This is a genomic window from Streptomyces sp. NBC_00454 (assembly GCF_041434015.1).
In the GTDB taxonomy this organism is placed as follows: Bacteria; Actinomycetota; Actinomycetes; order Streptomycetales; family Streptomycetaceae; genus Streptomyces.
The window spans coordinates 646,112-661,428 of sequence record NZ_CP107907.1 but is presented as its reverse complement, the minus strand read 5'-3'; the positions used below and the strand labels follow the sequence as shown (position 1 = coordinate 661,428).

At 73.4% G+C, this 15,317-nt stretch carries 12 protein-coding genes; 4 read left to right on the top strand and 8 right to left on the bottom strand.

Annotation, left to right across the window (positions count from 1 at the left end):
- Positions 1-75: 75 nt before the first annotated feature.
- Positions 76-1,809 carry a cation:proton antiporter gene (locus OHU74_RS03055; protein ID WP_371614439.1) on the top strand — a complete coding sequence of 578 codons (1,734 nt, stop codon included), beginning with the start codon at positions 76-78 and terminating at the stop codon, positions 1,807-1,809.
- Positions 1,810-1,868: 59 nt separating this feature from the next.
- Here OHU74_RS03055 and OHU74_RS03050 read toward each other — a convergent pair whose 3' ends face one another.
- From OHU74_RS03050 to OHU74_RS03040, 3 genes are all read right to left on the bottom strand, one after another.
- Positions 1,869-2,075: a ferredoxin gene (locus OHU74_RS03050; RefSeq protein WP_371614438.1), complete on the bottom strand. Its 207-nt coding sequence runs from the start codon at positions 2,073-2,075 to the stop codon at positions 1,869-1,871.
- A gap of 8 nt (positions 2,076-2,083) precedes the next feature.
- Positions 2,084-3,274: a cytochrome P450 gene (locus OHU74_RS03045; protein ID WP_371614437.1), complete on the bottom strand. Its 1,191-nt coding sequence runs from the start codon at positions 3,272-3,274 to the stop codon at positions 2,084-2,086.
- A 118-nt stretch (positions 3,275-3,392) separates the two neighbouring features.
- Positions 3,393-3,731 (bottom strand): thioredoxin family protein, encoded by a 339-nt coding sequence (locus OHU74_RS03040; RefSeq protein WP_371614436.1) that lies wholly within the window; start codon positions 3,729-3,731, stop codon positions 3,393-3,395.
- A 136-nt stretch (positions 3,732-3,867) separates the two neighbouring features.
- On the opposite strand from OHU74_RS03040, the gene OHU74_RS03035 reads away from it, so the two are divergent.
- Positions 3,868-4,137, top strand: coding sequence for a hypothetical protein (locus tag OHU74_RS03035; protein WP_371614435.1), 270 nt, complete (start codon positions 3,868-3,870; stop codon positions 4,135-4,137).
- Positions 4,138-4,148: 11 nt separating this feature from the next.
- On the opposite strand, the gene OHU74_RS03030 is transcribed toward OHU74_RS03035, so the two are convergent.
- Positions 4,149-4,526, bottom strand: coding sequence for a hypothetical protein (locus tag OHU74_RS03030; RefSeq protein ID WP_371614434.1), 378 nt, complete (start codon positions 4,524-4,526; stop codon positions 4,149-4,151).
- Positions 4,527-4,729: 203 nt separating this feature from the next.
- Here OHU74_RS03030 and OHU74_RS03025 point away from each other — a divergent pair, with 203 nt between their 5' ends.
- Together OHU74_RS03025 and OHU74_RS03020 are read left to right on the top strand one after the other, a co-directional pair.
- On the top strand, positions 4,730-5,104 hold the full coding sequence (locus tag OHU74_RS03025; protein WP_371614433.1) for a YciI family protein: 375 nt from the start codon (positions 4,730-4,732) through the stop codon (positions 5,102-5,104).
- 75 nt (positions 5,105-5,179) lie between these two features.
- Positions 5,180-6,415 (top strand): RNA polymerase sigma factor, encoded by a 1,236-nt coding sequence (locus OHU74_RS03020; RefSeq protein ID WP_371619545.1) that lies wholly within the window; start codon positions 5,180-5,182, stop codon positions 6,413-6,415.
- 36 nt (positions 6,416-6,451) lie between these two features.
- Here the strand turns inward: OHU74_RS03020 and OHU74_RS03015 are convergent, their stop codons facing one another.
- The 4 genes from OHU74_RS03015 to OHU74_RS03000 form a co-directional block, all read right to left on the bottom strand.
- On the bottom strand, positions 6,452-7,936 hold the full coding sequence (locus OHU74_RS03015) for a condensation domain-containing protein (protein ID WP_371614432.1): 1,485 nt from the start codon (positions 7,934-7,936) through the stop codon (positions 6,452-6,454).
- Between the two features lie 251 nt (positions 7,937-8,187).
- Positions 8,188-9,162, bottom strand: a complete 975-nt coding sequence (locus OHU74_RS03010; protein ID WP_371614431.1) for an ABC transporter ATP-binding protein — start codon at positions 9,160-9,162, stop codon at positions 8,188-8,190.
- Complete coding sequence (locus OHU74_RS03005; RefSeq protein ID WP_371614430.1) at positions 9,159-11,972, bottom strand: hypothetical protein; 2,814 nt, start codon at positions 11,970-11,972, stop codon at positions 9,159-9,161. Before OHU74_RS03005 ends, OHU74_RS03010 begins: the two co-directional genes overlap by 4 nt.
- Complete coding sequence (locus OHU74_RS03000) at positions 11,969-15,304, bottom strand: FtsX-like permease family protein (RefSeq protein WP_371614429.1); 3,336 nt, start codon at positions 15,302-15,304, stop codon at positions 11,969-11,971. Before OHU74_RS03000 ends, OHU74_RS03005 begins: the two co-directional genes overlap by 4 nt.
- Between the last annotated feature and the right edge of the window lie 13 nt (positions 15,305-15,317).

Genomic DNA, 15,317 nt, shown 5'->3' with positions numbered 1-15,317 from the left:
TGACGCGGTAAAACCCATGAGCGTACGGTGGTGGACAAATCCTCCCCGAGCCCCGCTTAAGGCCCCGTACCGCGCATGGAAATGACCCTCGTCTCGATCGCCGGCGTCACCAGCATCGTCGCCGTCGCCGCCTTCTCGAAGCGGCTCGGCCTCGCCGCGCCGCTGAGCCTGGTGGTCGTCGGCCTCGCCCTCAGCTTCGTCCCGGGCGTACCGGCGCTCGCCATCGACCCCGAATGGGTCCTCGCCGGCGTGCTGCCACCGCTGCTCTACTCGGCGGCGGTCAACATGCCAGCGGCCGACTTCCGCCGCAACGTCAAGGCCATCAGCGGCCTCGCGGTCCTGCTCGTCGCCGTCACCACCCTCGGCGCGGGCTGGCTCTTCCACTGGCTGATGCCGGGACTGGGCTGGCCCGCCGCCTTCGCCCTCGGCGCCGTCGTCAGCCCCACCGACGCCGTCGCCGCCACCTCCATGGGCAAGCAGCTCGGGCTGCCGTCACGGCTGCTGACGATGCTGGAGGGCGAAGGGCTCGTCAACGACGCCTCCGCGCTGGTGCTGCTGCGTTCCGCGATCGCCGCGATGGCCGGAACCGTCTCCCTGGCCGGGGTCGCCGGGAACTTCCTCTTCTCCGTGGCCGTCGCCACCGCCGTCGGGCTGGTCGTCGGCCTCGTCAACGTCCGGGTCCGGGCCCTGCTCAAGGACAGCCTGCTGAACACGGCGATCTCCTTCGTCGTGCCCTTCGTCGCCTTCCTGCCGGCCGAGGAGTTCCGGGCCTCCGGGGTGCTCGCGGTCGTCGTCGCCGGCCTGGTCACCGGCCACCAGAGCCCGCGGTTCCTCAGCGCGCAGGACCGGCTGACCGAGGCCATGAACTGGCGCACCCTCGCCTTCCTGCTCGAAAGCGCGATCTTCCTCCTGATGGGCCTCGGCCTCAAGAGCCTCCTCGACGAGGTCCAGACCGAGGGCCTCAGCGCCCCGCGCGCCCTGCTCATCGGCCTTGCGGCCGCCGCGCTGGTGATCATCGCGCGCATGGTGTTCGTCGCCCCGCTCATCGCCTCCGTCCGCAAGGACGCGCAGCGGGCCGCTGAGAAGAAGCCGCGGCTCGACTGGCTGATGGACAAGCTCGGCGCTCCGGAGGCCGAGTGGCAGGGGATCCCCGGGCGGCCCCGCAGGGCCCTGTCGCCGCGGCGCAAGCAGCAGATGAGGGAACGGGTCACCCGCGCCTCCGCCGACGTGGACTTCAAGGTCAACGAAAGCCTCGGCTGGCGCAGCGGAGTCGCCCTCGCCTGGGCCGGGATGCGCGGTGCGATCACCGTCGCCGCCGCCCAGACCCTGCCCGCGGACACCCCGTACCGCCCCCAGCTGCTGCTGATCGCCTTCGTCGTCGCCACCACCACCCTGCTCCTCCAGGGCCTGACCCTGCCCTCCGTCATCCGGGCGGTGAAGATCCCCGGCGACGATCCTGCCCGGCTGCGGGACGAGTACCAGCGGCTGCTCGCCGAGATCGCGACCGCGGGCCGGGGCGTGCTGGAGGAGCCGGACCTCGTGCGGAACGACGGCAGCCCGTACGCGCAGGCCGTGGTCACCAAGGTCCGCGAGGACGCCCGGCTGGACGCCGCCGGGACCGCCCCCGTACGGCAGGACGAGCGCGAGCAGTACGTGGACCTGCGGCTCGGTGTCATCGCGGCGGCCCGGGACGCCGTACTGGCCGCCCGCTCGACCGGCGTCTACAGCTCCCAGGCCATCAACCAGGCCCAGAACGCGCTGGACCTGGACGAGGCCCGGCTCCAGCGGCTCGGCGGCTCGGGGCACTGACCGGCAGGTGTCCGGCCCGGGTCCTGCCGGGCGCGGCAGGACCCGGACCGGACACAGCGCTAGCGGTCCTCCTCGACCGTGATCGCCGACACCGGGCACGCCCGGGCGGCCTCCCGGAGGAGGGGGCTGCCGGCGCCGTCCTCGCGCCCCGGCAGCAGTGCGCCGAAGCCGTCGTCGTCCTGGGTGAACACCCCGGGCGCCGTCAGGGCGCACTGGCCGGCCCCGATGCAGACGCCCGTGTCGATGGAGATGTGCGCAGTGGACATCGGGCTCCTCACCAGGCCACAGGGAGTTCGATCATGCCCTGGATGGTGTCCCCGGGCTTGAACGGGATCAGGCCGGGCTCGACGGCCAGCCGCAGCCCCGGCAGCCGCTCGAAGAGGGTGCCCAGCGCGATCTCCATCTCGGCGCGGGCCAGGTTCTGGCCCAGGCACTGGTGGATGCCGAAGCCGAAGGCCAGGTGGTGCCGTGTGGGCCGGTGCCAGTCCAGGTCGTCGGGCTGCGCGAAGACGGCCTCGTCGCGGTTGATGACGGAGGTGGAGAAGATCACCCCGTCGTCGGCGCGCACCGTCACCCCGCCGATCTCGATGTCCTCCCTCGCCACGCGCAGCATGCCGTCCGCGATCGACAGGAACCGCATCAGCTCCTCCACCGCCGCCGACATCAGGGCCGGGTCGGCGCGCAGCTCGGCCAGCTGCTCGGGGTGATTGAGCAGGGTGAACGTACCGAGCGAGATCATGTTGGCCGTGGTCTCGTGCCCCGCGATCAGCAGGATCGCGGCCAGTGAGACCAACTCCTCGACATCGGTCTCCCCGGTCTCCAGTCGCTGGGTGATCAGCTCGTCCAGCAGCCCGTCGCCCCGGTGCTGGCGCTTGTGCCCGATGAGCTCGCGCAGATAGCCGTTGAGCTGATCGCGGGCGTCCTCCACGTCGGCGACTTCCGGTCCGCGCAGCAGCCTGCGCGACTGGCTCTCGAAGAACTCGTGGTCCTCGTACGGGACTCCGAGCAGCGCGCAGATCACCATCGAGGGCACCGGCAGGGCGAAGGCGCCGACCAGTTCCGCGCGCGGGCCGGCCGCGACCATCTCGTCGATCAGCCGGTCCACGGTCTCCTGGATCCGGGGCCGCAGGGCGGCGGTCCGCTTCAGCGAGAAGCTCGGGATCAACATCCTGCGCTGGGCGTTGTGTTCGGGGTCGTCGAGGCCGAGCAGGGCGGTGGGCCGCTGCTGCAGGCCCTTGAACCGCCGGGTGGGGGTGGGGAAATCGGGGTTCAGCCGGTTGGAGGAGAGCCGGCCGTCGGAGAGCAGGGCCCGCGCTTCGGCGTGCCCCGAGACCACCCACACGGAGCGGCCGTCGAAGAGGGTGACCCGGGAGAGCGGTCGGCCGGTCCGCAGTGGTTCGTAGGCGGTCGGCGGGTGGTAGGGACAGGTCCGGTCCTGGGGGAAGGCAACGGTTTTCTCGGACATACAGCACCTCGCACGCGGTGGTTCCGTTTTGCCGGAACCCATTACATGCCTTAGGCACCTATCCGATCCATGTGACTTTCAGCCAGATTGCTGGGCTTCGCCTGGACGGCCCAACAGCCTAGAGGTGAGGGTCCAGGAACGCGCGGAACTCCTCGCGCGTCATCGGCCCGGCCTGGGTCGCGACTGCCTCGCCGCCCTTGATCAGGACGGCGGTCGGGGCGCCGGTGACCTCGTACCGCTTGGTCTGGGCGGGGCAGCGGGTGATGTCCGTACGGACGGCCGTCAGCCGCGTCCCGTACTCCTGGGCCAGCTCGGCGACGACCGAGTCCATCGCGCGGCAGGCCTCGACGGCCTTCGGCCAACTGCCGCAGAAGTAGGCCAGCACGGGCCCGTCCGTCATGCCGAGGATGAACTCGAACTCCTGGTCCTCCAGTGGCTGGTGTACCAGACGTGCCATGGGTGGTGCTCCGCTTCGTGTGCCGTGCGATCGGGAAGGTGGCTCCCATCATCGCCGGTCGGCGGGCACCGGCTGCCGCGACCCCGTCATCCCTCTGGCCAGGGCGTTGTCAGTGCCGTCTGTGAAGCTGGGCGGCATGGACGACAGGATGCTCCGGCGCCGGGTCTACGGCGCCGACCACGACGACCCCGACCCGGGTCCGCTCCAGGGGCACGCCTACGGCGAGCTCGTCGGCGGCCCGCTCGACGGGCTGCTGCTCGACATCACGGGCTGGAGCGGGCCGCAGCTCGCCGAGGAGGCCCGGCTCCCGACGGAGATAGGGCGCTACGGTCCGGGCGGCCGGGCGCACTACCGCCGTCGCTCGCAGGATCCGGGTCACTGGGACTGGACGGGCGACAGCCGTTAGGTCGGAAAGGTTCAGCGGGTCGCCGCGGCCCGGCTCACGCTGCGGGCCCACATCACCAGCGGGACCTGGAGCGGCAGCCGGCCGACGGTGACGGCCCGCAGGGCGGGGGAGCGGCGGCGGGCGTCGGCGGCCATCTTGACGTTCGCGGGGAAGACGCCGACGAAGAACGCCGCCGTCGCCATCGCCGCGACGCGGCGGGTGCGCGGGTGGGCGACCCCGGCGGCCAGGGCGAGCTCTGCGACGCCGCTCGCGTACGTCCACCCGCGCGGGCTGCCGGGCAGCGAGCGCGGCACGATCGCGTCGAACTGCTTCGGGACGACCGCGTGCGCCACCGCCGCACCTGCCAGCAGACCGGCGAGGAGCAGGGGTGAGGACGGTGTGCGCGGCATCGGGGGATCCTCTCGAAGGGGCCTGGGCCCGGCGATCCTACTCGTCGGTAGCGTTCGGTGGGCGCGCCTTCGGCGGTTGCGGTTGGCAGTCCCGGAAGATTCTTTGAAGAATTTCCGGGGGAGCTGTCGATCCGGGCGTCTCCCGTTCGACGCAAGGGTGAGAGGCGGGGACAGCCCCCGTCCTTCCCGACCGAGGAGTCACCATGCCGCGCTTCCTTTCGATGGTCCGCATCGACGAGCAGAGCCTCACCCCCGACACCCCCTTCCCGGCGGACTTCGAGCAGCGCATGGGCGGGCTGCTGGAGGAGATCACCAAGGCCGGGGTCATGCTGGACACCGCCGGTCTGCTCCCCACCTCCGAGGGGACCAGGGTCACCTGGTCCGGCGGCAAGCTCAGCTACACCGACGGCCCCTTCACCGAGACCAAGGAGGTCGTCGGCGGGTACGCCCTGATGCAGTGCAAGGACAAGGACGAGGCGCTGGAGTGGACCAAGCGCTTCCTGGAGGTCCACCCGGAGAACTGGACGGTCGGCATCGAGCTCCGCCAGATCGACGAGGGCCCGGGCCCGCAGGCCTGATCCTCTCCGCGTTTGCCCTGCCTCCGGGTTTGCCCCGCCTCGTCACGGCTGCTCTGATGGGTGGCCGTGACGGCAGTGAATGCGACCCGTGCGGTCGAAGCGGTGTTCAGGATCGAATCCGCCCGGATCATCGCGGGCGTGGCCCGCATCGTGCGCGACGTCGGCATCGCCGAGGAACTCGCGCAGGACGCGCTGGTCGCCGCGCTGGAACAGTGGCCGCAGTCGGGTGTCCCGGACAAGCCGGGCGCCTGGCTGATGGCCACCGCCAAGCACCGCGCCATCGACCTCGTCCGCCGCAAGGAGACCTACGCGCGCAAGCTCGCGGAGGTCGGCCGCACCCTGGAGGACGAGCCGCCGGCCTCGGAGTCCGCCGAGCTCGCCGACCCCGAAGCCATCGACGACGACCTGCTCCGGCTGATCTTCACCGCCTGTCACCCCGTGCTCGCCACGGACGCCCGGATCGCGCTCACCCTGAGCCTGATGGGCGGGCTGACCACCCAGGAGATCGCCCGCGCCTTCCTGTCCTCCGAGCCCACGGTCGCCCAGCGCATCGTCCGGGCGAAGCGGGCCCTGGCCAAGGCGGCCGTGCCCTTCGAAGTCCCGTACGGGGCCGATCGCGAAGAGCGCCTCGCCTCCGTGCTGGAGGTCATCTACCTCGTCTTCAACGAGGGCTACTCGGCGACCGCGGGCGACGACCTGGTCCGGCCCGCCCTCTGCGAGGACGCCCTGCGCCTGGCCCGCGTCCTGGCCGGCCTGATGCCCAAGGAACCCGAGGTCCACGGGCTGGCGGCGCTGCTGGAGTTCCAGGCCTCCCGCATGGCCACCCGCACCGGCCCGGCCGGCGAGCCGGTGCTGCTCGCCGACCAGAACCGGGCCAGGTGGAACCGCATGCTGATCCGGCGCGGTGTCGAATCCCTGAGCCGCGCCGGCACCGGCCCCTACTCGGTCCAGGCCGCCATCGCGGGCGCGCACGCCGGCGCCGTCCGCTTCGAGGACACCGACTGGCCGACGATCGCCGCCCTCTACGGGCGTCTCGTCCGGCTCGTGCCCTCACCGGTGATCGAGCTCAACCGGGCCGTCGCCGTCTCCATGGCCGAGGGAGCTCAGGCGGCGCTCCCGCTGGTGGACGCCCTGGCCGCGGAACCGGCCCTGCGCGCCTACCACTTGCTGCCCAGCGTACGGGGCGACCTGCTGGAAAGGCTCGGCCGCCCGGCGGAAGCCCGCGCGGAGTTCGAGCGCGCCGCCTCCCTCACCCACAACGCCAGGGAGCAGGCCCTGCTGCGCGAGCGCGCCGCCCGGCTGGGCGACTGAGACTCGACCCCGGCCGCTCCCGGCGGCCTCGGCGCCTCAGGGGCGCCGGGCGAACGCCGCCACGTCCAGCGGGGTACGGGCCACCGGCCGGCGCGGCGAAGTCAGCGCGATCGGCCGGCGGAGGGAGCCGTGGCGGGCGATCTCCCGGACCGTCTCGCGCAGCGCCTCCTGGAATCCGTCCATGGTGCGGCGGGCCGCCGGGGTGTCGGAGTAGATCGAGTTCATGTGCAGCCCGTCCGCGTCCCGCTGGAACCAGGAGCAGGCCCCGTTGGCCTGCGCCGACCACACGTGGGAGGTGGGCTGCCAGTCCTCGTGCCGTTCGGCACCCGGGCACTTGCGCATGTCGATGTACGAGAAGAAGTTCACCGGGTACGGCCAGGAGCGGGCGGCGAACTCACGGGGCGCCAACAGCTCCCAGGCCCGCACGAAGGGCACGTCGACATGGCCGATCATCTCGCCGAACCCGGCCCGAACCGAGGCCATGACCTGCGTGAAGTCCCGTCCGGGCGAGGCATCGAACTCGATGGGCATGGTGTTGACGAACCACCCCACCGAGTTCGTCCACTCGGCGCGGCCGCGCTCGCTGACCGGCATGAACCCCCGGTAGACGCCCGGACCGCCGGCCTCGCGCAGACAGACGGCGACGGCGGCCAGCACCCCCATGAACGGCTTGCCGTCGACCGCCAGACAGGCCTTCTCGAAGACCTCCGCCTCGGCGGAGTCCAGCAGCGGCGAGGCCTCGTTGACGATCGAGTACATCCGGCCCGGTTCCACGCCCAGTTCGAGCGGGAAGCGCGGGAAGAACTCCCCGCCGCGCGCCATGAACTGCTTCCAGTAGCCGAGCCGTTCGTCGTCGGCGGCGATGGACAGGTAGCGGCGGCGCTGCTCCTCGGCGAAGTCGAGATAGCTCGCCGCGGGCGCCGGGTCGATCTCCTCGCCGCGGCGCAGGGCCTCGTAGCCGCTCTGCACCTCCTGGACCACGATCGGCATCGACATGCCGTCGCACACGATGTGGTCGAAGGCGAGGTAGACGGTCGCGGAGTCCTCGCGGAGCACCGCGCCCATCGTGAACAGCGGCCAGGACAGGGTGTCGATGCTCCGCTTGAACCGTTCGACGAGGAAGCCGGTCAGCTCCTCGGTGCGCCCGAAGGAGGCCACCTGCACCGTGTCGAGGGCCAGTTCCTCGGCGGGGATCGGCGCGCACGCCAACTCCCCGGCCAGCCGCCGGAACTCGCAGCGCAGCACCTCGTGGCGGCGTACGAACGCCAGCAGTGAGCGGGTCAGGGCGTCCTCGTCCAGCACGCCTTCGACCTCGAAGGTGACCGCGATCCACGAGGCGACGGGATCGTCGGCCGCACGGCTCTCCTCGGCGACGGTGAAGTGCTTGTCCTGGTTGAAGGAAGCCCTCCTGCCCGCCGTGCCGCCCAGCCCGTCGGCTTCCGCCGCCGCAGTGGACCGCAACCGCCACTCGACGACCCGGCCGGGTGCCATGTGGTGCATCTCCAGAGGAAACTGCCGCATTCCGTCATCCCTTCGCCCCCCGAGTCAACCCCGAGCCCCTAACGACACCCGGGCCACGGAAGTGACGCGCACCAGCCGGTTCGCCGGTCGGGGAGGGATCAGCGGCGGGAGCGGAGCAGGCGGCGCAGGAGCAGGCGGCCCCGGTGCGGACGGGGCGGGAGCGGGGGCGGCAGCGGGGGCGCGGGGTGCGGTGGCCCGGCTCTCTCCCGGCCCGCGCCCGCACTCGTACCCGTACGCAGCAGGGTACGCCGCTACTGCTGGGCGCTGCCTCCGTCGGGGCGCAGCTCGATGTGGTCCGCCGCGAGGTCCACCGCCACCCGGTGCTCCATCCCCAGGGCCTCCAGGAACTTCTGCGGGAGCTGCACCCGGCCCGTGCGGTCCAGCATCACGTACTCCCGCTCGCTCACCGACTCGGCGCCGTGCTCGTCGGTGACCGTGCGGCGCAGCACCTCGCTGCTCGTGCGGCCGTCGCGCATCGCCACGGTGCGCCGGACCTCGCCCGCGACGAGCGGGTCGTGGGTCACGATGACCACGGTGGCGCCCAGTTCCCGGTTGACGGTGCGGAACGCCTCGAAGATGGCCCCGCCCGTCTCCGAGTCCAGCTCGCCGGTCGGCTCGTCGGCGAGCAGCACCGCCGGGTCGTTGGCCATCGCCACCGCGATGGCCACGCGCTGCTGCTGTCCGCCGGAGAGTTCCGCGGGGCGCCGGCCCGCCAGGTCGCCGATGTGGAGGGCTTCGAGGAGCTCCCCGGTGCGGACCGCGTGGCGCTTGGCGGCGCCGCGTCCGGTCCCCTTCAGCTGCATCGGCAGGGAGATGTTCTGGGCCGCCGTCAGGAAGGGCAGGAGGTTGCGGGCCGTCTGCTGCCAGACGAAGCCGACGGCCTCGCGCCGGTAGCGCAGCCGGTCGCGTGCGGACATCTCCAGCAGGTCGTAGCCGCCCACGCTGGCGCTGCCGGCCGTGGGTACGTCCAGGCCCGCCAGGATGTTGAGCAGGGTGGACTTGCCGCTGCCGGAGGCCCCGACCAGGGCCATCAAGTCGCCCTTCTCCACGGTCAGTTCCAGTCCCTGGAGGGCCTGGACCTCCACACCGTCCGTGCTGAAGATCCGCACCAGGCGGTCGCAGGCGATGGCCGTGTCCGCGCCGTGGCGCACGGGCTCGGCGGCGGCCAGGGCCTGCTGCCGCAGCTCCTCGAAGGTGGGCTGGTCGCTGTGGGCCGGTCGGTTCACCGCTGGTCTCCCGCTCTCAACTCGGTAGTGATCTGTCGCCTGCCGGATATCGCCGCCTCCGCGAGGACGGCCACCGCGACGAGGACTGCCAGGCCCAGCGCCTGGATCAGTACGGGCCGGGCGCGGAACCCCAGGCCGGTCACCACCTTGGCGCCCACCAGCGTCGACAGGTCCACGGCCGGACCCAGCAGGGCGAGCGCTCCCGCCGCCACCAGGGCCCCGCCGAGGGCGGCGGCCAGCGCCAGCGGCACCGACTCCGTGAGGATCAGCAGCACCCCCTGCCGGGGTCGCAGGCCCATCGTGCGCAGCCTCGCGAGCAGCGCCGCGCGGTCGGGGGCGGCCCGGACCAGGGTCAGCAGGACCGCCAGCACCGCGAATCCGGCGGCTGCGGCCAAGGTGGCCCAGAACAACCGCTCGGCCGATCGCTGGAGCGGGTCGGAGCCCAGCTCGGCGGCCTCGGCCGAGCTGGTGCGGACGCGGTAGAGCCCGGCGGTCGCCGCCGGGTCGGCGGCGCGTACGAGCCCCTCCAGCCGGTGCTGGTCGAAGGAGCCCAGCGCGTACCAGCGGTCGGGGGCGCCCAGCTTGGGCAGGGCGGCCGTGACCGGACCGGCCGGCACCACCACCGTGGCGGACTTGGCGCCCGGCCGGGCGGGCGTGCCGTCGATCACGCCGGCGACGGTCACGTGGAGGTCGCCGGCGTCCATGCGCAGCAGGTACGAGGAGACGTCCTCCGCGGCGAGGTCTCCGCTGACGAGCGCCGGTATGGGGGCGGCGGAGGTGCCCGAGGGCGCCGGGGCGCCCGGCGCGCCGCCCGCGAGCGCGGCCGGGTCGAATGTGCCGCGCCCGATGGCCCGGGACAGCTCCGCGTACGCCACCGGGTCCGCGACCACGACGCTGACCTGGGTGGTGCCCGGCTTGTTGCCGATCAGGAAGGCGTTGTCCTCGGTCCACACGTTCACCGACGACCGTACGCCGGGCAGCGCGGCCGCGGCCTTCGTCAGGGACTCGGGGAGCGTGCTGCTGGGCGCCGCGATCTGCGCGTCGCCGCCGATGGCCTGACGCACCACCTCGAGCCGCACGTCCTGCACCGCGGTCAGCACGGTGCCGCCGAAGCCGCCGGTGGTGACGGCCAGCAGCAGTGCCACCAGCGGGAGTACGGACGGGCGTGACATGCCCCCGGTGCCCCGCGCGGCGCGCGCCAGTCCGAGGAAGCCGATCAGCCCCGGGCCCCGCCCGGCCGCGCGGGCCAGTGCCCCGACCAGGGCGGGCTGGACCCGGGCCAGCAGCAGGCCGCCGCAGAGCGCGAGCAGCAGCGGGGCGGCGACCAGCAGCGGGTCGACCCCGGAGCCGGCCGGGGCGATCCCGCGCGAGCGGACCTCGAACACGGCGGCCGCGGTGGCGGCGAGCACGAGCAGCTCGACGACCAGGCGCCGCCGGGGCCTGGGCCCGCGCGGCGGCGACAGCAACACGGCGGCCCGTAGGGGGAAGGCCAGCAGTGACACGAGCGTGGCGGCCGAGGCGGCGAGCACGGTGGCCGTCACGCGGGGGGTCGGCAGCAGCACCACGGCGAGGGCCGTCGCGAGGGCGGCGGCCGGCAGGACCGTGACGGCGCTCTCCGCGAGCAGCCGGCGCACGATGCCGGCCCGGGACCCGCCGCGGGCCAGCAGCAGCCGCAGCTCGGATTCCCGTCGGTCGCCGGTGAGCGCGGCCGCCAGGCAGAACACGACGAACGCGACCCCGGCCGCTCCGGCCGGGCCCATCGCGGCGAGGGGCGCGGCCGCCCGCTGCCGGGCCTCGGCCTGTTTGAACAGTTCGGGCAGGCCGGAGGCGATGTCCAGATCGGACCGGTGGGTGTCCCAGCCCAGCTGGGTCGCGGTCGGTCCGGCCATGTAGGAGGCGACCTCCTTTGCCGTGTCGGGCAGTTGATCGGCGCGCAGGTTCCGGATGTCGACCGGGATCCGCCAGAAGTCCCGGGCCTTGCCTTGGCCCCATTCGCCGAGCCGGTCCAGCGATTCCGGGGCGATGAGGCCCGCGGTCTGCCAGTAGGTGAGCGGCGGGCGGGTGGGCGTGGGGGAGAGGCAGGCGCGGGTCAGGCAGGCGAGATCGGTCCAGTAGACGTCGGCCTCGTCATTCGCGGCGTAGAGCCCGACCACCTCGGCCTTGAGCGGTCCGGACGAGCCCGCGGCGGCCTCCAGCACCATCCCGACCCGGGCACCGATGGACCGTGCGGCGCTCTGCGAGAGCGCGACGGGAACGGGCCCGCCGGGTTCGGGGGCACCGGGCCATCGCCCCTCCACGAGCCGGACGTGTCCGGCGGCCTCGCGCAGGTGGTAAAGGGAGAGTTGGGGAGATATGCCGTCGGGGCGGGCCAGTCCGGGGTTGAGGAGTGGCCGGGCGTCCGCCGAGGATCCGTGGACGGGACCGCTGGGAGCGACGCGCAGGAGCGGACCGGTACCGGAGACCAGAGCGGCCAGCACCTCGTCCAGATCCTTGGCGTTCGGGTTCGTGGGGCGGAGAGGCGCGGTGACCCACAGGCTGGTCGGGCTCGGACCGCGTGACTTCAGGAAGGACTGCAGAGCCTGGTCGGCGCCCCGGTCCTCGGCGCGCGGCAGGGCGGCGGAGAGCAGGACGGCGACAAAGGCCAGGGCCACCGCGAGCAGGGTGGCGAGCGGGGTCGCGCGCAGCCGGGTCCGCACCCAGGGGGCGGGCGCGGGTACCACGTGGGAGGGGGTCCCGCCCTGGGCGGTCCCGGGAGGCTCCGTGCCGTCCGGAGTGCGCCGCTCGGCGTTCGTCGCGGCCGGCCCGGTCATATCTCCTCCATGTGCCGCAGCCGGTCGGCTGTCTTCAAGGTGTTCCGGTTGCGCAGGCCGCCGACGACCGCCGACAGCAGCGGCACCGCGGCGATGGCGGCGGCCAGCAGCAGGGTCCGCGCCGTGGGCAGGTCCACCAGCACCTCCGGCATCGGCCGCCCGGCGGCCGGCGTCAGCACCATCAGCGGCACCACGAGATGAACGATGACACCGCCCAGCCCCAGCCCGGCGACGGTGCCCAGGCCGACGAGTACGCAGCTCTCGGCTGTGGCCGTCCGGGCCAGGTCCCGCCGGCGTGCCCCCAGCGCCAGCAGCACCGAGAACTCCCGGGCCCGTTCGCGGGAAGCCGCCGCGGCCGAGGCCGCGAAGCCGATCGCCGCCAGCACCGCGCAGGCCACCGCCAGCGCGGCGAGCGCTCCCTGCGGCCCCGCGCTGAGCGGGTCGTCCAGCAGGATCCGGGCCACCTCTTCGCGCAGCCGCACCTGCTGGACGCCCGCTGTGGAGCGCAGCTCGGCGGCGGCGCGGGCCGGCGCCGGGTCGTCGGCAGAGGCGGCCGGCATCCACCACTCGGTGGGCGCCGGAAGCTCCAGGCCGCCGGCCGCCAGTACCCGGCTCGCCGTGGCCAGGTCGACGGTGATCGCGGTGTCTCCGGCGACCGGCAGCGAGCCGACCGCCGCGGTGACGCGTACCGGCACGGTGGCGTCGCCCAGCTTGACGGGCACCAGATCACCCACGGCCGCGCCGACCGCGGCCAGGTAGGCCCGGGTGGCGATGCCGGGGACCTCGGACTCCGCGGCGGATGGCGGGGCCAGGGTGACCAGTACGCCGCCGGCCTCGAAGGGGCCGGCGTGGTAGCGCAGCCTGGCCAACGCCGGGGCGCCGCCCGCAGTGGAGGCGGGTAGTGACTCGGCGGACGGGGCGCCGTGGTTGAGCGCCGGAGCCGTGAGCCTCCAGTCCGAGGTGGCGGCAACGACGGGAACCGCCGTGCCGTCGCGGGTCTGCGAGACCGCGAGGCTCCGTATGGTCAGTTCGTCGAACCTCTTGTTCGGATCAGGGGTGTCCACGTCGTCGATGTCGGGGTTCCAGCTCGTGTGGTCGTACGTGAACACGAGCCCGGCCAGGTGCAGCGGAGTGGCGGCCGAGCCGAGCGGGGCGCCGACGAGCGAGTCGAGGTTCACCGACACGGTGGCCTCGCCGTCCTCGGGGAGCTGGGCCAGCGGACTCCGGTACGTGATGCCGAACCGGTCGCGCAGCATCAGGCCCACGCTCGCGCGGCCGGCCGCGCCGACACCCCGTACGGCGACGGCGAGGTCGATGCGCTGCGGGCTGTCGGGCAGCGGGATGCCGGAGGCGGCCGCCGCCCCCCGCCCCGACGCGGAGACCAGCGGCGCGAACAGCTCGCGCAGGGAGCGCCCGTTCTGCAAGTCGGGCCGCAGCGGAACCCGTTCGGCGGCGGCGGCCGCGTCCAACGCCATCACCTGCGCGGTGCGCCCGCCCGGCAGCTCTTGCTTCGCACGGAGCGTCGGGATCACCCGCTCACCGCCGGGCAGAGCACCGTAGCGGCCGGCCCGGCCCATCGGGGGCAGGTCGCTGCCGGATATCAGCAGGCCCCCAGCGGTGGTGAAGTCGGCCTGGTCGCGCTGGGATTGGGACCAGGTGGTGTGCTGGCCGAGGGCGAAAGTCCCGCTGGAGACGGCGAGGACGAGCAGCAGCACCGGGCCGGTGGCACGGCGCGGCCGCCGGGCGAGCTGCCAGCCGACGAGTGCCGGACCCAGCCCCCGGCCGCGGGAGGCGATCCGCGCGCCGAGGCGTGCCGCGAACGGCAGCAGCCTCAGGACCAGCAGGGTGCCCGCGCACAGCGCGAGCGTCGGGGCGGCGACCAGCAAGGGGTCCACACCGAACAGCGCCCCGGACGGATCGGCGGACGGGTCAGCGGAACTCGCTGCCGGAGCGGACCCGTTGGAGCCGTACCGGGAGAGCTGCTGGTAGGCGAGCACAGCCAGCGCCACCAGCGCCAGGTCCAGCCCGGAGCGGGCGGCGCCCGTGACGAGCGCCTGGCGGCGACCGGTCCGTCGCAAGGCGGCCGCCGCAGCGCCCAGAACGACGGGCAGGGTGGTCAGGAGGACGCAGCCGAGGGCGCAGCCCACCGCGACCGGCCAGAGCGACGGGCTGAGGGTGACGGTGAAGGGGATGCGGGCCAGTGAGCCGTATCCGCCGAGGAGGCGGAGCAACGGCAGGGCCAGCAGCGGTGCGAGGGCGGCGGCGGGCAGCGCGAGCAGCAGCGACTGGGCCGCCGTGAGGAGGGCGAGCCGACGACGGGAGGCGCCGCGGGCCGTGAGCAGGACGCGCTCGCTCTCCTGGCGTTCCGTCAACAGGTGCGATACGAGCAGCAGCGCGGCTCCGGCCAGGACGGCGAGTTGTAGGGCGCCGACCAGCAGGGTGGACCGGGCCACGGTCAGGCCGGACTCCAACTCGCCGAGCATTACGGGGAGTTCGGTGGTCGGATACAGTCCGGAGGTGCGCTGGAACGCTTCGGTCGCCTTGGTCGCTCGCGCCCGGACCGCCTCGGTCCCGTTGATGTCGGCGGTGGCGAAGTCGGGGGTGATGAGCACGGCGCGGCTGTCCTGTGCGAGGCCGCCGGCGGTGAATGCCGAGTCGTCCGCGAGCAGCGGGCCGTACGTGGTGAAATTGCCGACCTGGAGGCCGCGGGCGCCGAGCGGGTCGAGTTTCCAGTAGGCGGCGTCCGGGTCGCTCGCCGCGTAGACGCCGGTCACCAGCACGGTCAGTGAGGAGTCGGCGCCGTTCCGGCCGTCGAGGCGCACCTCGGCCGGCAGCGCGTTCTCGGTCAGCCCGAGCCGGACCAGCGCCGCCTTGGGTACGGCCACGGGAACGCGGCTGCCCTGGCCGGAAACCGGCCCCGTCACGGGCTGCGGCCATGTACCGGCGAGAAGCCGTACGTGCTCCTTGGCGAAGGCCGCCAGCAGCGTCAGGTCGGCGTCCTTGCGCTGGGCGTGCAGACCGGGCAGCCCGTACGAACGGCTGCGTGCCACGCTCTCGGTGGTGGACGGGAACGGTCCGAACAGCTTGTCCGCGAAGCCCCGTACCGCCTCGTCGTCCTTGGAGCGGTCGGCCGCCGGATGTCCGCCAGTGACCAGTACGGTGCTGCGTGCGTGGCCGGGCCCCTGGAGCGCCTGGCGCAATCCGGCCTCGCCCACGCCGCGGGTGAACGCGAAGAGTGCGGTGAGCACCGTGGTGGTGATCAAAACTGTCAGCAGTACGGCGGCGGCGAGCGGCAATCGCCCGCGCAGCCGACGCACGACGAAGCCGAGCATGAGCGTGTTCCTC